Below are 19,180 nucleotides of genomic sequence, written 5' to 3' on the forward strand. Positions count from 1 at the left end.
CTCCCAATCAGGTTAGCAACGACTGCGGCCTGGCCAGCACCTGCACCAACACGTCGTGCATGGCCTGGGCGGCGCTTGAGAGCTGATGGTCGGCAAGCCGCATCAATCCGATCCTGCGTTCGATCCGAGGTTCCTCCAGGGCAAGGCAGAGGGCACCCGAGGCCTCCATCTGTTGCCGACACAACGCCGGGACGGCACTCACGCCCAGGCCGCAGGCTACCATTCGGCCCACCGTGCTCAACTGATGGCTTTCCAAGGCTACCGCCAGGCGCCCGTGCCGCTCGCGTAAATCGGCTTCCAGCAACAGGCGCACGGCAGACGGGCGCTGCAGGGTGATGAAATCGGCTTCCAGCAATTGGGCCCAAGTGATACCGGGCGCATTGGCCCAGGATGACTCCCGGGGCACCACGGCAACGAAACGATCAAGAAACAAGGGTTCGAAGGAGAGCGAACGGACGGATTCCGGTTCGAAGCCGATGCCCAATTCGACCCGACGCTGGCGAACCATCTCAACCACTTCTTCGTTTATCACGTCATGAACGGCTACATTGACCTTGGGATACTGGTCTTTGAAGCGGCGCAGGGCATCAGGCAGCAGGTTGGCCGCAAACGACGGCATGGCGGCAATGGAAACCTTGCCCAACTGCAAAGTGAAGTGCTGGCGCAGACGCTCTTCAGTGTTATCCCAATCGGCCAACAACTGGCGTGCAAGCGGTAGAAGAATCTCGCCCTCCGGGGTGAGGCTCACATTGCGCGTGCTCCGTACCAACAAAGGGCCGCCCAGGTCTTCTTCAAGACCCTTGATGGTCAGGCTCAAGGCTGGCTGGGACAGGTGCAAGCGTTCCCCAGCCTGAGCGAAATTCAAGGTCTGAGCGATTGTCACGAAGGCACGGAGTTGACGAGGGGTCATAAGGAAAGCAAATCAATCCATCAAAAAAACAAAATTATCAAATGACTGCTTCAGGCGGAAGATAAGCCCAAGCTCCAACTGTCTCCTGCGAGCAACCAGTTGGGGGCGACCTCATAACGATAAAAAGGCATTCACCATGGCCGGACTCGACAAGCGGGTATACACCTATGAAGAGGCCCTCGCAGGGCTCACCGACAACATGACCGTATTGGCCGGCGGGTTCGGCCTCTGCGGCATCCCCGAAAACCTTATCGCTCAGATCAAGCGCATGGGTGTGCGCGGGCTCACGGTGGTCTCCAACAACTGCGGCGTTGACGGCTTCGGCCTTGGGGTACTGCTCGAGGAGCGGCAGATCCGCAAGATGATCGCCTCCTACGTTGGCGAGAACGCCTTATTCGAGCGGCAGTTGCTGGACGGCGAACTCGAAGTGGAACTGACCCCCCAGGGGACCCTGGCGGAAAAAATGCGCGCCGGTGGCGCAGGCATCCCCGCATTCTATACCGCGACCGGCTATGGCACTCCCATTGCAGAGGGCAAGGAGGTCAGGGTGTTCAATGGCCGCCATTACATCCTTGAACAGGCCATTACCGGAGATTTTGCGATCGTGAAGGGCTGGAAGGCTGACCATTTCGGCAATGTCGTGTACCGCCATACGGCCCAGAACTTCAATCCACTGGCGGCAACCGCCGGCAGGATCACCGTGGTGGAGGTCGAAGAAATCGTCGAGCCGGGCAGCCTTGAGCCCAGCCAGATCCATACCCCGGGGATCTTCGTCGACCGGGTTATCCAGGGCAGTTTTGAAAAGCGCATCGAAAAACGCACATTGAAGGCGTGAGCGCCGCTCACCGGAGGATCTCGAACATGGCTCTGACCCGCGAACAAATGGCCCAGCGTGTAGCGCGTGAATTGCGCGACGGGTATTACGTCAACCTGGGCATCGGCATTCCGACCCTGGTAGCCAACTATGTCCCGCCTGGCATGGATGTCATGCTTCAATCGGAGAACGGCCTGCTCGGCATGGGCGAGTTTCCCACGGAGGCGACCGTGGATGCCGACATGATCAACGCCGGCAAGCAAACGGTGACGGCCCGCATCGGCGCGTCCATTTTCGACTCGGCGCTGTCCTTCGCCATGATCCGTGGCGGCCACGTGGACCTTACCGTGCTGGGTGCCTTCGAGGTGGATGTGGAGGGGAATATCGCCTCCTGGATGATTCCTGGAAAACTGGTCAAGGGTATGGGCGGCGCCATGGACCTGGTCGCTGGCGCGGACAACATCATCGTCACCATGACCCATGCGTCCAAGGACGGTGAGTCGAAATTGCTGCCTCGTTGCAATCTGCCGCTTACCGGCGCCGGCTGCATCCGCAAGGTCCTCACGGACCTGGCCTGGCTGGAAATAGAAGACGGTGCTTTCATCCTGCGTGAGCGTGCCCCTGGCGTGAGCGTCGAGGAGATCGTCGCCAAGACCGCCGGCCGTCTGGTGGTACCGGATCAGGTGCCTGAAATGACGTTCTAGCGTCACCGAAGTGTTCGCGCGCCCTGCGCCCTTGGGAGGCCCCCTGAGCGGCTCGCCGGGACGCGGGGCGCTTGCGGTGGTTTGCCCAATAACGAAAATAAAAGGTTGACTATGTCCACTTCCCTGGAAGACAGCCGGTTCGCCCGGTTCGCCCTGCGCTGTTCGGGTTTCGCCGAACGCTGGTTCCCGGATTCCTATGTCTTCGCCGCGCTGGCAGTGGTGGTGGTAGCCCTGGCGGCCCTGGCCATTGGCGGTACCCCGACGGCGACCGCCGCAGCCTTTGGCGACGGTTTCTGGAGCCTGATCCCGTTCACCATGCAGATGGCCTTCGTTGTCATCGGCGGCTATGTGGTCGCCAGCTCCCCACCCGCGGCCCGGCTGATCGCCGCCTTGGCACGAGTACCGCGCAATGGCCGATCCGCCGTGGCCTGGGTGGCCCTGGTATCCATGCTCGCGTCGCTGCTCAATTGGGGCTTGTCCCTGGTATTCGCCGGCTTGCTGGTACGGGCCCTGGCCAGGCGGGAAGAGCTGCGCATGGATTATCGGGCGGCGGGGGCGGCTGCCTAGCTGGGGCTAGGCGCAGTCTGGGCGCTGGGGTTGTCATCTTCGGCAGCCCAGCTGCAGGCCAATCCGGCGAGCCTCCCTCCTTCGATCCTGGCGATCACCGGTGTGATCCCCTTCACCCAGACCATCTTCCTCTGGCAGTCGGGTGTGCTTCTTCTGGCTTTGGTAGTGGTTTCCCTGATAGTGGCCTATGTCACTGCCCCAGGCGCCGGTAGCGCCAAGGATGCCCGGGCCTGCGGGGTGGACCCCAGCTTCAACGCGCCTGCCCTGTGCAAGCGAGAGCGGCCAGGGGAATGGTTGGAATACAGCCCAGTACTGACGATCATCCTGGTACTGCTAGCCGGTGGCTGGCTGGCCAGGGAATTCGCAAGCAAGCCGGTAATAATGGCCATTTCCGGCTTGAACACCTATAACTTCCTGTTCCTGATGCTCGGCGCGCTTTTGCACTGGCGCCCCCGCAGCTTCCTTGACGCCGTAGCTCGGGCTGTGCCAACCACCACTGGGGTGCTCATCCAGTTCCCACTCTATGGTTCCATTGCAGCGATCATGACAACCGTCAAGGGCATGGATGGGCAAACCGTCGCCCATCACATTTCCACCTTCTTCACGCAAATCGCCAGCCATGATACCTATGCCGTATTGATGGGCGTCTATTCCGCAGTCCTGGGGTTTTTCATCCCTTCCGGCGGGGGCAAGTGGATCATTGAGGCGCCCTACGTAATGCAGGTGGCGAACGACCTCGGCTATCACCTGGGTTGGGCCGTCCAGATCTACAACGCGGCGGAAGCCCTGCCCAACTTGATCAACCCCTTCTACATGCTGCCACTGCTCGGGGTGCTTGGACTGAAGGCGCGCGAGCTGATTGGTTTTTCTTTCGTACAGTTGCTGGTGCACGCGCCCTTGGTACTGGTTCTGCTCTGGTGGCTGGGCGGTACCCTGGACTACGTACCGCCAATAGCGCCCTGAGGGGGTAGGCGGACGAATCCACCGGCCGAAACGACGCTGCCCTCGCATGACGAGGGCAGCAGGGCAGGCCGGGGGCGGAACAACCAGTTGGGCAACTCAACCGCCGTCGGTATCGATGTCGGCGTCCTTGGGGTTGTATACCTTTTCCTCGCCGGGCTCAGGCCCGAAGTCAGGGCTGTAGCTGTTGCCTTCTGCGGTGGAGGGGTCACCTTCGCCCGGCGTCGCCCCGGGCCCTATGGCCGCGCCGGTAGTACCTTGGTCGTGCGGTTGGCTACCGACCTCCGGCTGGGCAGTGCCTTGTTCATCTGGCGCGCGGTTGGTCATCATCGCCTCCGCTTACTTATCAGTGCCGGTGCCTTCGGAGCCCGTGCCACCCATGCCGGTTTTTCCGTTGGTTGGCCGAGTATCGCTGCTCTGAGGCGTGGACACGTCGGTGTTGGTATGGGGCTTGGGATTGCTGGCGGTGGAGCCATCGGTATTGCGATTGGGCAGGCTGCCGGTGCCGGTACCCGTAGCGCCGCCCTTGTCGGCAGGCAGGGTGCCGGGGTTGGCTGGCGCGGTGGTGCCAGTGCTCGAATCAGCCAGGGCAAGTGCGCTGCCGGCGCCCAGGGTCGCGGCCAGGAAAAGGGTAGCGAGAGATTTGCGGGTCATGTTCGTCTCCAGGATGAAGGACACATGACATAAGGCAGGCGAACGCAAGGCTTAGTGCCAGCGAAGCGACGGGTGGTATTCACCCCGTCGCTGCGCTGGGCAGGGTCATACCACCAGCGACAACAGCAGGATCAGGATGATGCCTACCACTGAAAGAATGGTTTCCATCATGCTCCAGGTCTTGAAGGTTTCTTCCACGGTCATGTTGAAATACTGCTTCACCAGCCAGAAACCTGCGTCGTTGACGTGGGAAAGGATCACCGACCCAGCGCCAGTGGCAAGCACCAACAGCTCCCGATTGACGTCTGGAATCAGCGTGACCACAGGGGCGACTATGCCGGCGCCAGTGATGGTCGCTACCGTTGCCGAGCCGGTCGCTATGCGAATCACCGCGGCCACCAGCCAGGCGAGCAGGAGCGGGTTGATCTGAGCATGCACGGCCATCTGACCGATTACGTTACCGACGCCCGTATCCACCAGCATCTGCTTGAAACCGCCGCCCGCGCCCACGATCAGGATGATCGCGGCAGTGGGTGCCAGGCTCTGATCCAGCAGTTTCATGACTTGGGAGCTGGAAAAGCCGCGAGCGAAGCCAAAGGTATAGAAAGCCAGGAGCAGGGCGGCGAGCAGGGCAGTGATGGGATGGCCGATCAGGTCCATCCATACGCGTACCATGTGGTCGGCTGGCAATACTACGTCGGCGAAGGTCTTGAGCAGCATCAGGAATACGGGAAGAAGAACAGTGACCAGCGTCACCGTAAAGCTCGGCAGGTCGCGAGCGCTCGATTCCTTGGCGATCTGATCCATCAGCTCCTGGGAGGGGTTGCCCGGTACATAGCGAGAGATGAACGCACCGAACAGCGGGCCGGCGATCATCGCCGTGGGCAGGCCCACCAGCAGGCCGTAGAAGATGGTCTTGCCGATGTCCGCGCCGAACACGCCGATGGCCAGCAACGGACCGGGGTGGGGAGGCACCAGGCCGTGCACAACCGAAAGGCCGGCCAGCAGAGGGATGCCGATCTTCACCAGCGACACGCCGGAGCGTCGCGCCACGATGAACACCAGCGGAATCAGCAGGACGAAACCGATTTCGAAGAACAGCGGGATACCTACCAGGAAGGCCGAGAACATCATCGCCCAATGCACATAGCGCACCCCGAACCAGCGGATGAGGGTCTGGGCGATCTGGTCGGCGCCGCCGGAATCAGCCATCAGCTTGCCCAGCATGGTGCCCAGGGCAAGCACGATGCCGACGAAGCCGAGCACGCCGCCGAAGCCGTCCTGGAACGACTTCATGACCTTGGCCACGGGCATCCCGGAGGTCAAGCCGAGGAAGCCGGCGGCCAGCGTAAGGGCCACGAAGGGGTGGACCTTCAACTTGGTGATCAACAGGATCAAGCCGATGATCGTCACCAGCGCATCGATCATCAGAAAGGTATCAAGGGGCAAACCCAGCATGGTCAAGGCCTCGTATTGTTATTGATGGCGCAGAAGGGGGCGCCGGCAGCGTCGCCGGCGGCTTGGCTGTGGTCATCGGCACCGGATTCACGCAACCAACCGTCCACTTGCCGGGCGAGTTCGACGATTGGCAGGGTGGCGTCCACGGCCAGAGTGTGGGATTCGCCTGTGGGCGGCTCGAGCGCGGCGAATTGACTGTCGATCAGGCTGGCAGGCATGAAATGGCCGGGGCGGTGTGCGACTCGGTCCGCGGCTTCTTCCCGCGATAGCTCAAGGAACACGAAGCCGAGCTCCGGTACCGCGTTTCGAAGCGTGTCGCGATACTTGCGTTTCAATGCCGAGCAGGTCAGCACCGGGCGCTGGCCTTGGGCAACCCAGGTGGCCATTTCCTCGCCAAGGCGCTGGAGCCAGCCCGCTCGGTCGGTGTCATCCAGGGGAATGCCCGCACTCATCTTGGCGATATTGGCGGCAGGGTGGAACGCATCGCCTTCGATCAGGCGGCCGCCACTGCGCTCGACGATAGCCGCGCCGACGCTGCTTTTGCCGCAGCCGGACACGCCCATCACGACCAGCGCGCTCAAGGGTGAAACCATCTTTACCTCCAGCGGGGTAGCGCTGTCTGGGCGATGGAAGGCCAACGCCGCTAACGCCACACCCTGTCTTGTTGTTCGTATGTGTCAAAGCGGTATGACGGATTCGACCGCGGGCGACTGGGCTCTACTGCATTTCCCGCCGCTTGAGACAGCGCTACCTTATCCAAATTCCTACCCATGGCAAGAGAAAATTCCTACACTCGCCGGCTACCGTGAAACAGAGATGCTTCAGTACATGGCTCGTTCTGGCACCCGTACCACTGGCCGACCTACGCTCGATGAAGTCGCCCGCCTATCAGGCGTATCCCCCATTACCGCGTCACGGGCCTTGCGCGGGGTTGCCACGGTCGCGCCCGAGCTGGTCCTGCGCGTACAGGAGGCCGCCGCCAGCCTCGGCTATGTGACCAACCTGGCGGCCCGAGCCCTGGCGTCTGCGCGAAGTCAATCGGTGGTGGTATTGATACCCTCGCTGTCCAACCACCTGTTCATCGACACGCTGGAGGCTATCCACCAAGTGTTCCGGCCCAAGGGACTGGAAGTTCTCATCGGCAACTATCACTACGATGAACAGGAAGAAGAAAATCTCATACGCAACTATCTGGCTTACCAGCCCTGCGGAATGTTGCTGACGGGAGTCACTCGGAGCGAGAACGCTACTCGCTTGCTTGCCCAGGCGGCATTGCCTTGTGTGCATATGATGGAACTCAGTGCCACAGCCGGGATTGCCTGCGTGGGCTTCTCCCAAGAGCAGGCCGGCGCGGCGGCCGCTGCCCATCTGCTTGGTCAGGGTCGCAGGCACCTGGCTTATGTCGCGGCTCAGTTGGACCCACGGGTCCTTCAGCGTGCCGAAGGCTTTCGTCAGGCGCTGAGGCAGGCGGGGTGCCATGACCCGTCGCTCGAAGTGATGTGCCCCGAGCCTTCCTCCATCGGATTGGGTGGCGAGTTGTTCCAGCGCTTGCTGCGGACGCGCCCCGATGTGGATGGAATCTTCTTTTGCAACGATGACCTGGCACAGGGCGCGATCTTCGAGGCGCAGCGCCTGGGCATTAGCATCCCCGCCCAGGTTGCAATGGTGGGCTTCAACGACCTGCCAGCATCGGCACACATGGTCCCCCGGCTGACGTCCATCCGCACGCCAAGGGCTGAAATCGGCCGCCAGGCCGCGTTGATGCTGCTTGATCAGCTCGATGGAAAGGGCGCGCCGATGCGCCCCAGCGACCTGGGTTTCGAGCTGATCGTGCGAGAAAGCTGATGACCGGTCACCGGAACCGGTGCGATTAGACTGAACTCATCCTCTGGTCAAGGCGTCCTCAATAGTGTAGGGCGATGCGGATCGCAATCCGGCGAACGCGCATCAACAGTCCACTTCCTTTGAGGAGCGACATGATGACCATCCCAAACCAGTCACCGACGCCGAAGGGCGCGGACCGTGCACAAGACCATTTGCACACTATCACCAGTGAAGCCAGTTCGGCGGTCAATGAATTGAAAGAGCAAGGTACTCAGCAATTCGAGCAGTACCGCGATAAAGCCGCCGATCAGCTCGAGGGCCTGGTCGAAGGTGTGCAATCGGCCGCGTCGGCCATGGAAGGACGCGACACACTGGGGCTGGCTCAGGGACTGTCCGATGTCGCCGCCAGCCTGGGTGATTTTGCCGATCGCATGCGCCACAAGAGCGCTGAAGAGCTCCTGCAGGAAGGCGCCCGCGTGGCCCGGGAAAATCCGATGTTGTTCCTGGCTGGCACCGTGGCAGTGGGCTTTGCCTTGTCTCGCTTCCTCCGTGCTTCAGCGCCAGCGAGTACTTCCAGCGAGGACGACGGGCTGAGCGCGATGGCGCCTACCCCGCAGGAAGCCTATGGCGCCAGCGCGCCTTACCAGAGCACTGTCGCCGAGGGCAGCACCATGCCAGGCAGCCGCCCCCCAGTGGACCCGCTGCCCGCTGCCGACCCTCTCGGTGAGGCAGCCACCTATCCAACCCTGGACAAGCCTGTCGACTCGCTGAACAAAGGAGGCCTGGTATGAACGTCGAGACGCGCACCACGCAAACCTCTGCCACCGGGCAGGTGCGTCGCGAGACCACTGTGCATACGCCCGAGGGTGATGCAAGCGTCATCAGCCTGTTGCGCCAGCTGACCCATGAAGTGCCCGCCCTGTTCAGCAAGGAATTGGCCTTGGCCAAGGCTGAAATGGAAAAGAGCCTCACCACCCTCAAGGCCGGCGTCGCGGCTGTCGCTGGCGGAGCCATTGTGTTGCTGGGCGGTTTCATCGTGTTGTTGATGGCGGCGGTCTACGGCTTGAGCACCGTGCTGCAGCCGTGGCTGGCCGCGCTCATCGTCGGCGGCGTCGTGATGGTGATCGGCTTCATCATGCTGCAGGCAGGAAAGAAACAGTTCGAGCCTTCTCATTTCAAGCCAGACCGTACCCTCAATGCCATGGATAAAGACCAGCAAGTACTGCGGAGTAAATTGCCATGACTTCCTCGATTACCGCACAGTCGCATAAAAGTCCGGAAACGCTGGAGCATGAGATTGACCAGCAACGGGCCAATATCAGCAATATCGTAGACGCCCTGGAGAGCAAGTTGACCCCGGGTCAGCTCTTCGACCAGGCCCTGGCCTATACCCGCGGCAATGGCGGTGAGTTCTTCCAGAACCTGGGCACCACTGTAAAGAACAATCCGGTCCCTACTGTGCTGGCCGGCCTGAGCCTGGCCTGGTTGGCGATGAACCAGAACCGGCCCATCGCGCCGCGCCGGGTGAACGAAGGCCCCAGCCTGATGGATCGGGCCAGCGCCGCAGCAAGCAAGGTCGGCCAGGTGGTGGACTCGGCCAAGGAGCAACTGCGTGGTGCCGCCGATTCGGTGACCACCCGCGCTTCGGCGGTCAAGGACTCGGTGACTTCCAGTGCTTCCAGCGTGAAAAACTCGGTCGCCTCCGGCGCGTCTAGCGTCAAGGACAAAGCGACGACCTGGCGCGATGGCGCCAGCGATCGCCTTAGCCAGGGAAGCGAACGCCTCAACCATGGCGCTCACGACCTTACCCACCAAGCCAAGACCACCGGCGTCCAGGTCAAGGGCCAATTCGAGCACCTGCTTCAGGAGCAACCACTGGTTCTAGCCGCGGTTGGCCTGGCGCTCGGCGCTGCCTTTGGCGCTGCCTTGCCTTCCACGCGTCATGAAAATCGACTGCTGGGCAAAACCAGTGACCGGCTGACGGAGCAAGTCAAGAGCAAGGCGCGTGAAGTCAAGGAAACGGTGAAGAGCGAAGCGGGCGCGGCGGTAGAGCAGGTTCGGGGTAACGACAGTGATGCCGGCAGCACGTCCAAGGGCAACGCGAGCGGCAATGGCTATGATGGAGCCGCGCACGTTGGCCGGCCCAATGCTGGGGCCGATACTGATCTTTCCCGAGGGCTCGGCACCCATCACTGAAATCCGTATCGTTTTTTGCCCCGGGCGTTTTTGAAACGTCCGGGGTTTTTTTTGTTTGATTCCGGTTTCGTCAATATTCCGTCGCGAATGCCAATCCCTCGTGCCTTTTCCTTGCGCTCCGCCAAGGTTTCATACAGTCTGCGCAGCATGCGTATCCGAATTGGCAAGGAAGCATGCAATAGTTGTTACAGGCGTCCGTGATGGCGGAATGAAATCGAACTTTCACGGTCAGAGACTCGGTTTTCACATTCGGTAACGTTTCATGCGCTTGACTCTTGATCCTCGCAACGACATCGACGCCGCCCTGTTACGCTACCGTCGGGTCTTCTGGGCGTTGGCTATTTTCAGTGGCGTCATCAACCTGCTGGTGCTGGTACCTTCGCTCTACATGATGCAGGTGTATGACCGGGTCTTGACCAGTCGCAATGAAACTACACTGCTCATGCTTACCCTCATTGCCATGGGGCTGTTCATGCTCAGTGGCGTGATCGAATGGCTACGCGGCCAGGTCATGATCCGCATGAGCGCGGGGATCGACGCTACCTTGGCGCAGCGTTTGTTTGACGCGGCTTTCACCCGTAGCCTGCGCAAGCAGGACAGCAATCCCGCTCAGGTGTTCGGCGATCTTACCCAAGTGCGCCAGTTCATCACCGGCCAGGGCCTGTTGGCGATGCTCGACGCGCCCTGGCTTCCGGTCTTCATGGTCATCGCCTTCCTGTTTCACCCCTGGTTCGGCTTCCTGTCCTTGGGAGTTGCCCTGGTCTTGATCGCCTTGGCGCTTTGGGGGGAGCTTTCGACCCGGCCCAGTCTGGCCCAGGCCAACGGCCTTTCCATGAAGGCCAATCTTTATGTGAACAGCAGTTTGCATAATGCTGAGGTGATTCAGGCGATGGGCATGCTGCCAGCGCTGCGCAAGCGTTGGAGCTGGCTGCAACAGGGCATGATTTCCGCCCAGGCCGTGGCCAGCGACCGAGGCGCGCGGATCAGCGCCATGACCAAGTTCGTGCGGGTAGCGGCGCAGTCGTTGTCTCTAGGCCTGGGGGCCCTGTTGGTGCTGGAAGGACAGATCTCAGGAGGCATGATGATTGCCATGTCCCTGCTGCTGGGACGCGCCCTGGCGCCGGTTGAAATCGCGATCGGCTCGTGGAAACAATTCGTGGGCGCTCGTCAGAGCTACCGCCGCCTGAGCGACCTGCTGGCTGAAGAGCCGGAAACAGTGGCGCCCATGACTCTGCCGGCGCCAACGGGCGCTCTCAAGGTGGAGCGTTTGCTGGCCGCGCCGCCTGGCGCGAAGGACCCGATCATCAAAGGAGTGGATTTCCAGCTGGCCAAGGGCGAGATCCTGGCGGTCATCGGCCCGAGCGCTTCGGGCAAATCCACGCTGGCCCGCGCGCTGGTGGGCATCTGGCCCGCGATGGAAGGTGCCGTGCGCCTGGATGGGGCGCCGCTGGACCAATGGGCACCCGAAGCGCTGGGGCCCCATCTGGGCTATCTGCCGCAGGATATCGAGCTGTTCGATGGCAGCGTGGCCGAGAACATCGCCCGCTTCGGTGAGCTCGACTCCGAACCGATCATCCAGGCCGCTCGGCATGCCGGTATCCATGAAATGATCCTGCGCTTCCCGCAAGGGTACGACAACGTCCTCGGCCCCGGTGGGCAGGGCCTGTCTGGCGGACAGAAGCAACGCATCGGCCTGGCTCGGGCACTGTATGGCCAACCGGCTCTGATCGTCCTGGACGAGCCCAACTCCAACCTGGACGAAGCCGGCGAACAGGCGCTGGTGCAGGCACTGCGGGCGCTCAAGAACGCGGGCAGTACTGTGATCATGATCACCCACCGGCCGAGCGTGCTGGGGGTGGTCGACAAGATCCTGGTCCTCAACGACGGCCGCCAGCAATTGTTCGGTTCCCGCGACCAGGTACTCAAGGCGGTATTGCCGCCGGCAAGCGCTCCCACCGTGGCTCCCAATCCCCCCGTCAAGGAGGCGCGTTCCGATGCGTGACGTAACCGCCCGCCGGCCATTGGCGCCGGTGACACCCATTTCGAACGAAGCCGCCAACGCCGATGCCGGCAGCACGGCGCGCAAGGGCCTCTGGTTTCTGCTGGTTGCCTTTGGTGGATTCCTGCTCTGGGCTTTCGTAGCCCCCCTGGACCAGGGCATGGTCGGGCAAGGCACCGTGGTGGTGGCCGGAGAACGCAAGACAGTGCAGCCGCTGGTTGGCGGTGTTGTCGAGAAGATCCTCGTGAGCGAGGGCGATCTGGTCAGCCAGGGGCAGTTGCTGGTGCAACTGAATACGGTACAGGCCCAGTCGCAATTGGAGGTGACCTTGGGCAAGCTGTTGAGTGCCCGTGCCACCGAGGCGCGACTGACCGCCGAACGGCTGCGCCAGGACCATATCGAGTGGCCTGCGGATCTGCTCGAGCATGCCGCCGACCCACGCGCCAAGGCAGCCATGGCGCTGCAGGAAAACCTGTTCCTGACACGCAAGGCCGAACTGGCCAGCCGGCAGGGCATCGTCGATCACGAGGTGGCTTCCCTTACGCAGCAATTGCGCGCGTATCGCCAGGTAAAAGGCAATTACGATGCGCAGATGAGCTTCCAGCAGGAAGAACTCAGTGGGCTGCGTGACCTCGCGCGTGACGGCTACGTGCCCCGCGCCAAGCTGTTCGAGGCCGAGCGCAATACCGCGCAACTGTCTGGTCAGATCGCCTCGTCCATCGGCGATATCGGCAAGACCGAACAATCGATCAATGAGAGCAGGCTCAAGGCGATGCAGCAGGAGCAGGAGTTTCGCCGTGACGCGGAAAGCCAGCTCAGTGACGTGGCAGCCGAGGCCTCCGGGTATGCCGACCAGATCCGCGCCCTGCGCTTCGAGGTGGATAACGGCTCGCTACGCGCGCCAGTATCCGGGGAAGTGCTCAACCTGACCGTGCATACCATCGGCGGGGTGGCCACGGCCGGGCAGGCCTTGATGGAAGTCGTGCCGGTCGGCACGCCGTTGGGGATCACCGCGCGTTTCCCGCCGATGCTCGCCAACAAGCTGCGGCCCGGCCTGCCGGTACAGGTACATTTCACCGCATTACAGCGAGTAGATACGCCGACGGTGACCGGGACCGTGGCAACGGTTTCAGCGGACCAGCTCATCGATGAGCAGACCTCGGCGCGCCAGTATCGGGGAAAGTGCTCACCCGGCCCGTGCATCCCATCGGGGGGGTGGCCCGGGCGGGGCAGGCCTTGATGGAAGTCGTGCCGGTCGGCACGCCGTTGGGGATCACCGCGCGTTTCCCGCCGATGCTCGCCAACAAGCTGCGGCCCGGCCTGCCGGTACAGGTACATTTCACCGCATTACAGCGAGTAGATACGCCGACGGTGACCGGGACCGTGGCAACGGTTTCAGCGGACCAGCTCATCGATGAGCAGACTCACCAGCCATATTTCTCCGCCAAGGTGGAATTGCCACCCGATACGCTGCCCAAGCTGCAGGCGGCCGGCCTGCCAATCAAACCCGGGATGCTGGCGGACGTGACCGTGGTGACGGGTGAGCGCACCCTCGTCAATTACCTGATGAAACCCTTGCGCGAGCGCCTGCTCGCAGCCTTCAAGGAAGAATGAATGAATAACCGCTGGCTACCCCTTGCGCTGCTGTGCCTGTCTATCCAGGCCCACGCATTGAGCCCAGACCCTGATCGCCTGACGCTGCTGCAACTGTACGACGCTTCCCGATTGAACGATCCTGTGATGCGTTCGGCCGATTCCTCGCATCGGGCGGCGCAGAACGAAGAGGCCATCGGCCGCGGCGGGCTATTGCCACAGCTGTCCTTGAGTTCGCGCTACGGCAAGGGTGGCCGTACCGACGGCGGCACTGACGCCAGCTATGTCGACAGTGACGACTATCAGTCCAACAGCCTATCGCTGGTCGCCCAGCAGCCGATCTACGACAAGGGGCGCTGGGCGGCCTACCAGCAGGGCAAGGCGCGTGGCGAGCTGGGCGAAGTGCAATACCAGGTAGCCGACCAGGCGCTCTACGATCGGGTCGCCAAGGCCTATTTCGCGGTGGCGAGGGTGGAAAACGAGCTGAAACTGATCGCCCAGCAAAAGGCCGCGATCGCCGGGCTGGTGGATCAGAGTCAGCGCCTGTACGAGAAAGGGCAGGGCGCGATTACCGATGTGGATGAAGCGCGCGCCCGTTATGATCTGGTCGAAGCCCAGGAGGCGGAGAACCAGGCGCAGCGCATCGCCGCCTTGCGTACCCTGTCTGGCCGGGGCAGCCTGCCGCTGCTGGAAATTGTGCCAATGCGTGAGGCCCCGCCGGACAACCCGTTGAACGATGGCCACGACCTGGGCTACTGGACGGGCCTGGCCCGCGAGGCCAGCCCTGAACTGGCGGCTCGCCTGGCCGAGGTCAAGGTGGCGGAGAGCGAGGCCGAGGCGCAGAAGGCCGGGCATTATCCGACATTGTCGCTGACCACCCAGTTGACTCGCCGGGACAACTCTCAGTACGAAGAGCTTTCGCCCCGGCAGGACAGCTACTACGTGGGGCTTGCCCTGGATATTCCCCTTTACCGCGGTGGGGCCACCAGTGCCTCGGTGCGCAAGGCGACCGAAGCCCTTGCGGGGGCCCAGGCCGATGCCGACGCCCAACGTCAGCAACTCAGCGAAGACGTCGAAACCGCCTATGCGGGCGTGGTGGCCGGCTACGCAAAGTGCCGCGCGACCCAACGGGCGGTGGAGTCCAACCAGCGCGCGCTGGTTTCCACGGAAAAAGGCTTCCAGGGGGGAGTACGCTCCACCGTGGACATCCTCGATGCCCAGCAGCGGCTGTTCGAGGCTCGCCGGGACCTGCTCAACGCCAAGCTGGATATGCTGCAAAGTTACGTGACCCTGCATGTGCATACCGGGCAGATGGACCGGGCGGTGCTTGCACAGGTAGAGGCGCTGTTCTGAAGCTCGCCTGGATCAGGAAACGGCTTTGAGGAATTTGGGCCAATCTATATTGCGTCCGCAAAGCACGACCGCTACCCGCTTGCCGGCCAGGCCGCGGGCCATTCGTAGCGCCCCGGCCAGGGATGCCCCGGCCGCGCCCTCGATGATCCAGTGTTCGTCGACGGCCACCAGACGCATGGCTTCGTGGATTTCCGCTTCGCTTACCAGCACGCTCTGGTGGATTAGCTGTTGGCACAGGCCGAAGGTGACAGCACCGGGAAATATGCCTCCGGCCACGCCTTCAGCAATGGAGGGCTCATCGGGTACGGAAACGATTTCTCCGGCTTCCAGGCTTCGATAAAGGCTGGCAGCGTGCTCAGGCCAGCAGCCGATGAGCCGGGCGCCAGGGTTGAGCCGGGCCAGGGCGGCCCCGATACCCGAAATCAGGCCGCCACCGCCCACCGCGGCGAACACCGCGTCGACGCCCGGCTGCTGCTCGTTGATCTCGACGCCCACCGTACCCTGACCGGCGATCACAGCCAGGTCATTGTAGGGCGATACATAGGGCTTGCCCTGCAGTTGCGCCTGCCGGCTGGCTTCGATCTCGGCGTCCAGGGAGGTGCCCGGCACAGTAACCACCGTAGCGCCCAAGGCACGCATGGCCTCGATCTTGTAGGGTGATGTGCGTTGCGGGGTGTAGACGGTGATCTCGACGCTGGCCAGGCGACCGGCCAACGCCATGGCCTGCCCATGGTTGCCTGAAGTGGCCACCACCACGCCCCGGGCGCGCTCCTCCAGCGTAAGCAGGCGCATCTTGTTATAGGCACCGCGGTACTTGAACGATCCAGTGTGCTGCTGGTGTTCGCACTTGAAGAAGATTTCGCAGCCGGTGGCCCTGGAAAACCGCTCGCTGTAGGTCATCGGCGTTACCGCCACGGCCGGGCGCATGGCCGAATGGGCCGCGATAATGTCTCGGTACAAGGTGTCGAGCAACGCATCCGTGGAATCAGGGTTCTGGCTCATTCGCGCTCCCAGCGCGGCCCTGCGGGCGCAACGCAGATATTTCAAGCTGATCAGGGCCTTGACGGAGACTACACGCAGGCCACTTCTACCTGAGCGGATTCTGATTCTGTTCAGTGTAGTGAAGGTTGCGAGCTTCGTGGCTGAACATTCGCGATTTTAGTACCTCGAATCTGTAGAACTCAGCGAAAGGAGCACATGATGGCCGAGCAAGAGCCGTATGCCGATAAACCCACCCAAACGCCCGCCGACTATGACGAGTACGGCAGCGACCCGGGGCAGGATAAGCCTGAGGAAAAGGGGCAGCCGGACCAACCCCTTACAGACCCCGCCTGACCCTGCTCAGAAGGTAAAGGATTCCCGACGCGGCGCCGGTGGAACGCGTATCTCGGTATTGCGCAACGCTTCCTCCGCCATGGTGGCGGGCTTGTCCGCCACTCGAGGCGTGCCGGTCTTGCCGACACTGCCTTTACGCCGGGTGGGCTTGGCCGGGGCTACCGGCTTCAGCGCGGCCAGAGCGGCCTCTCGGTCGGCCAGGACTCTGATGGTCCAGGACGACGCCAGGTTACGGGCCTGTGCCACCTGCTGCACCTGCAGGGTAGGGGCACGTTGCAGGGGGTCGCCGACGAGCACATCGACCCCGCAACCTGGATGGGTTGCTATCGTGCGACCCGGTTCCATGCTCACCGTCTGCACGTAATTGGGATCGGCCACGGTGAACGTGAAGCGTTGCCCAGCCAAGGGTGGGTTGAGGAAGGTAAGGGTGGCGGTACGGCAGGCCGAGTAGAAGTAAAGGTTTCCGGTACGCTGCAGGTCGAGCTTGCGAGTCTCGATGGCGTCGCTAGGCACGGCTTCGAATGCCAGTTCGAAGGCCAGTTCGCGGTTGCCATCGCTGGCGAGGCCGGCCAGGGGCAAGGGGCCGGGGCGCGGACTGTCCAATAGCGCCTGCACATCGATGGCCAGTGCCGTGCTGTCTTTAAGTTGGCTGATGGACGCAGTCGCGGGATCAACGCTCTGCGGCGCGACTTCCGGGTGGGTGGTCGGTAGCTCCGACGGACGCAATGCCAGGGTGTTCACCAGGTTGGTATCGCCGATCTTGGTCAGTTGCAGTCTGGCCTGCCTGCCGCTTGCATTCGCCAGGATGCCAAAATCAGTGCCTATGCCGCTGGCCTCGGCGGGGATGGAGGTTACGCTGGCGTGACCCTTGGCATGCTGGACCAGCAACAGGGTCTTGGCGAGGGTAAATTTCGTCAGGCCAGAATAATCTCCCTGGCGCACCTGGCCGCCATCGCCAAAGGCGGTGTAGTGCAGGAGAGGGCCCTGAGCGCAACCGCCCAGTAATCCATAGCCCATGACGAGCGCCAGCAGCTGCCTGGTTCCCATGTTGATACCTCGGATGCAGTCCAATTGCGCCGCGACGCCTCCATGGCGCCGTTCGACCACGGAAACATATCCTTACCGCACGTCGGTGTCCAGCGAAGCGGCATGGAACCGTGAACTGAATCCAAGGTCGTCCGCCAATCCGTGACCAGGCGGTCAGCGGACTTGTGCCGTCTTCAAGGCATTCATGTCGGACAACCTGTGCGCGGCATCAGGTGTGCTGTCATCCATGGCGCTGTGCCGTTCCCATTGGTCCTGCCTTTCAAGAGTCCATCCATTCAGAGATTTCTGCCTCCGGTCAAAAAAAGTCCAAAGGCAGCTAGCAGGCACTTAACTTGTACGATAACGTAGCAGTGCCTGCCGCCGCCCTGACGACAGCCCGCATAACGATAAAAAGTGGGAGTGCTCTAGATGCATGCCAATAAGAAAACGCATGTGCGTTACCTGATTCTTTTCCTTCTGTTCGTGGTGACCACGATCAACTATGCCGACCGCGCGACCATTTCGATCGCCGGTTCCAGCATCCAGAAAGACCTCGGCATCGACCCGTTGACCCTTGGATTCATCTTCTCGGCCTTTGGCTGGGCGTACGTGGCAGGACAGATTCCCGGCGGTTGGCTGCTGGACCGCTATGGTTCCAAGAAAGTCTACGCACTGAGCATCTTTACCTGGTCAGTGTTCACGCTCCTGCAAGGCTTCGTCGGTTTCATGCCGGTGGCCACGGCCGTCATGGCGCTCTTCACCCTGCGTTTCCTCGTGGGCTTCGCGGAAGCGCCATCTTTCCCGGGCAATGCGCGCATAGTCGCTGCCTGGTTCCCCACCGCGGAGCGCGGAACGGCGTCGGCCATTTTCAACTCGGCCCAGTATTTCGCGACCGTACTGTTTGCCCCATTGATGGGCTGGATCGTCCATGCTCTGGGTTGGGAACACGTGTTCATCATCATGGGCGCCCTGGGCGTAGTGTTCGCCGGCGTCTGGATGAAGTTCCTGCACAACCCCGGCCAGCATCCAATGATAGGCGAAGCCGAATACCGTCATATCGCTGACAACGGCGGGGTAGTGGACATGGACCAGCCCGGGCAGAAACGTGCCGGCCCCCAGTGGGGTTATGTGCGCCAGTTGCTGACCAGCCGGATGATGCTGGGCATCTACCTGGGGCAGTACTGCATCAATGGCATCACTTATTTCTTCCTGACCTGGTTCCCCGTATACCTGGTGCAGGAGCGGGGCATGACTATTCTCAAGGCCGGCTTCGTCGCTTCGCTGCCTGCCATCTGTGGGTTCATCGGCGGCGTGCTCGGCGGCGTGATTTCAGACTGGCTGCTACGTCGTGGCCATTCGCTGACCTTCGCCCGCAAGCTGCCGATCGTTTGCGGCCTGCTGCTCTCTACCACCATGGTCCTGTGCAACTACGTACAGCTGGACTGGCTGGTGGTCGGCCTGATGGCCTTGGCCTTCTTCGGCAAAGGGGTAGGCGCGCTGGGCTGGGCGGTCATGTCGGACACCTCGCCGCGGCAGATCGCCGGCATCAGCGGTGGCCTGTTCAATATGTTCGGCAACGTTGCCTCCATCACCACCCCAATCGTGATCGGCTACCTGATCTCGACGACCGGCTCATTCAAATGGGCCCTGGTCTACGTTGGCGCCAACGCCCTAGTGGCGGTGCTCAGCTACCTGGTCATCGTCGGGCCCATCCGCCGCGTGCAGTTGCGCGACGCCCAGGGCCAGTTGCTGACCGACGCTCAACCCGTACATGCCTGAATAACATT

Annotated in this window: 19 protein-coding genes and 1 pseudogene; 13 read left to right on the forward strand and 7 right to left on the reverse strand. The window is 62.2% G+C overall.

The window, feature by feature from the left end; all coding sequences use genetic code 11:
• Window positions 1-7 precede the first annotated feature (7 nt).
• Window positions 8-910 carry a LysR family transcriptional regulator gene (locus BN1188_RS18640; protein WP_040263009.1) on the reverse strand — a complete coding sequence of 301 codons (903 nt, stop codon included), beginning with the start codon at window positions 908-910 and terminating at the stop codon, window positions 8-10.
• Window positions 911-1,046: 136 nt separating this feature from the next.
• On the opposite strand from BN1188_RS18640, the gene BN1188_RS18645 reads away from it, so the two are divergent.
• From BN1188_RS18645 to BN1188_RS18655, 3 genes and pseudogenes are all read left to right on the forward strand, one after another.
• Entirely contained in the window at window positions 1,047-1,745 is a 699-nt protein-coding gene (locus BN1188_RS18645; protein ID WP_040263011.1) for a CoA transferase subunit A, read from the forward strand.
• 26 nt (window positions 1,746-1,771) lie between these two features.
• Entirely contained in the window at window positions 1,772-2,428 is a 657-nt protein-coding gene (locus BN1188_RS18650; protein ID WP_040263013.1) for a CoA transferase subunit B, read from the forward strand.
• 111 nt (window positions 2,429-2,539) lie between these two features.
• A pseudogene (locus BN1188_RS18655) lies at window positions 2,540-3,958 on the forward strand (short-chain fatty acid transporter).
• 96 nt (window positions 3,959-4,054) lie between these two features.
• On the opposite strand, the gene BN1188_RS18660 reads toward BN1188_RS18655, so the two are convergent.
• The 4 genes from BN1188_RS18660 to BN1188_RS18675 form a co-directional block, all read right to left on the reverse strand.
• Window positions 4,055-4,282 carry a hypothetical protein gene (locus tag BN1188_RS18660; RefSeq protein ID WP_040263015.1) on the reverse strand — a complete coding sequence of 76 codons (228 nt, stop codon included), beginning with the start codon at window positions 4,280-4,282 and terminating at the stop codon, window positions 4,055-4,057.
• A gap of 12 nt (window positions 4,283-4,294) precedes the next feature.
• Window positions 4,295-4,609 (reverse strand): hypothetical protein, encoded by a 315-nt coding sequence (locus tag BN1188_RS18665; protein WP_040263017.1) that lies wholly within the window; start codon window positions 4,607-4,609, stop codon window positions 4,295-4,297.
• 105 nt (window positions 4,610-4,714) lie between these two features.
• The gene (locus BN1188_RS18670; RefSeq protein WP_040263024.1) at window positions 4,715-6,067 is read right to left on the reverse strand and encodes a GntP family permease; all 1,353 of its coding nucleotides are present in this window, start codon (window positions 6,065-6,067) and stop codon (window positions 4,715-4,717) included.
• 2 nt (window positions 6,068-6,069) lie between these two features.
• Window positions 6,070-6,660 carry a gluconokinase gene (locus BN1188_RS18675; RefSeq protein ID WP_052469368.1) on the reverse strand — a complete coding sequence of 197 codons (591 nt, stop codon included), beginning with the start codon at window positions 6,658-6,660 and terminating at the stop codon, window positions 6,070-6,072.
• Window positions 6,661-6,895: 235 nt separating this feature from the next.
• Between BN1188_RS18675 and gntR the strand changes: the two genes are divergently transcribed.
• From gntR to BN1188_RS18715, 8 genes are all read left to right on the forward strand, one after another.
• A complete protein-coding gene (gntR, locus tag BN1188_RS18680; RefSeq protein WP_040264255.1) occupies window positions 6,896-7,912 on the forward strand; it encodes an HTH-type transcriptional regulator GntR in 1,017 nt (338 codons plus the stop codon).
• A gap of 131 nt (window positions 7,913-8,043) precedes the next feature.
• A complete protein-coding gene (locus BN1188_RS18685) occupies window positions 8,044-8,682 on the forward strand; it encodes a hypothetical protein (RefSeq protein WP_148485270.1) in 639 nt (212 codons plus the stop codon).
• On the forward strand, window positions 8,679-9,134 hold the full coding sequence (locus BN1188_RS18690; protein ID WP_084596282.1) for a phage holin family protein: 456 nt from the start codon (window positions 8,679-8,681) through the stop codon (window positions 9,132-9,134). Before BN1188_RS18685 ends, BN1188_RS18690 begins: the two co-directional genes overlap by 4 nt.
• On the forward strand, window positions 9,131-10,087 hold the full coding sequence (locus tag BN1188_RS18695) for a DUF3618 domain-containing protein (protein ID WP_040263025.1): 957 nt from the start codon (window positions 9,131-9,133) through the stop codon (window positions 10,085-10,087). The genes BN1188_RS18690 and BN1188_RS18695 overlap by 4 nt, the downstream gene beginning before the upstream one ends.
• Before the next feature lie 262 nt (window positions 10,088-10,349).
• A complete protein-coding gene (locus BN1188_RS18700) occupies window positions 10,350-12,089 on the forward strand; it encodes a type I secretion system permease/ATPase (RefSeq protein WP_040263026.1) in 1,740 nt (579 codons plus the stop codon).
• The gene (locus tag BN1188_RS18705; RefSeq protein WP_084596283.1) at window positions 12,082-13,326 is read left to right on the forward strand and encodes an HlyD family type I secretion periplasmic adaptor subunit; all 1,245 of its coding nucleotides are present in this window, start codon (window positions 12,082-12,084) and stop codon (window positions 13,324-13,326) included. Before BN1188_RS18700 ends, BN1188_RS18705 begins: the two co-directional genes overlap by 8 nt.
• A complete protein-coding gene (locus BN1188_RS18710) occupies window positions 13,302-13,700 on the forward strand; it encodes a beta-barrel domain-containing protein (protein WP_040263028.1) in 399 nt (132 codons plus the stop codon). The genes BN1188_RS18705 and BN1188_RS18710 overlap by 25 nt, the downstream gene beginning before the upstream one ends.
• Window positions 13,701-15,032 (forward strand): TolC family outer membrane protein, encoded by a 1,332-nt coding sequence (locus tag BN1188_RS18715; protein WP_040263030.1) that lies wholly within the window; start codon window positions 13,701-13,703, stop codon window positions 15,030-15,032.
• Between the two features lie 12 nt (window positions 15,033-15,044).
• Here the strand turns inward: BN1188_RS18715 and BN1188_RS18720 are convergent, their stop codons facing one another.
• On the reverse strand, window positions 15,045-16,034 hold the full coding sequence (locus tag BN1188_RS18720) for a threonine/serine dehydratase (RefSeq protein WP_040263032.1): 990 nt from the start codon (window positions 16,032-16,034) through the stop codon (window positions 15,045-15,047).
• A gap of 198 nt (window positions 16,035-16,232) precedes the next feature.
• Here BN1188_RS18720 and BN1188_RS22135 point away from each other — a divergent pair, with 198 nt between their 5' ends.
• Window positions 16,233-16,367 carry a hypothetical protein gene (locus tag BN1188_RS22135; RefSeq protein ID WP_267904447.1) on the forward strand — a complete coding sequence of 45 codons (135 nt, stop codon included), beginning with the start codon at window positions 16,233-16,235 and terminating at the stop codon, window positions 16,365-16,367.
• Window positions 16,368-16,373: 6 nt separating this feature from the next.
• Here the strand turns inward: BN1188_RS22135 and BN1188_RS18725 are convergent, their stop codons facing one another.
• Window positions 16,374-17,414 (reverse strand): hypothetical protein, encoded by a 1,041-nt coding sequence (locus BN1188_RS18725; protein ID WP_148485271.1) that lies wholly within the window; start codon window positions 17,412-17,414, stop codon window positions 16,374-16,376.
• A 408-nt stretch (window positions 17,415-17,822) separates the two neighbouring features.
• Here BN1188_RS18725 and BN1188_RS18730 point away from each other — a divergent pair, with 408 nt between their 5' ends.
• Window positions 17,823-19,172, forward strand: a complete 1,350-nt coding sequence (locus BN1188_RS18730; protein WP_040263036.1) for an MFS transporter — start codon at window positions 17,823-17,825, stop codon at window positions 19,170-19,172.
• Window positions 19,173-19,180: the final 8 nt, after the last annotated feature.

It is taken from the genome of Pseudomonas massiliensis (genome assembly GCF_000826105.1).
In the GTDB taxonomy this organism is placed as follows: Bacteria; Pseudomonadota; Gammaproteobacteria; order Pseudomonadales; family Pseudomonadaceae; genus Aquipseudomonas; species Aquipseudomonas massiliensis.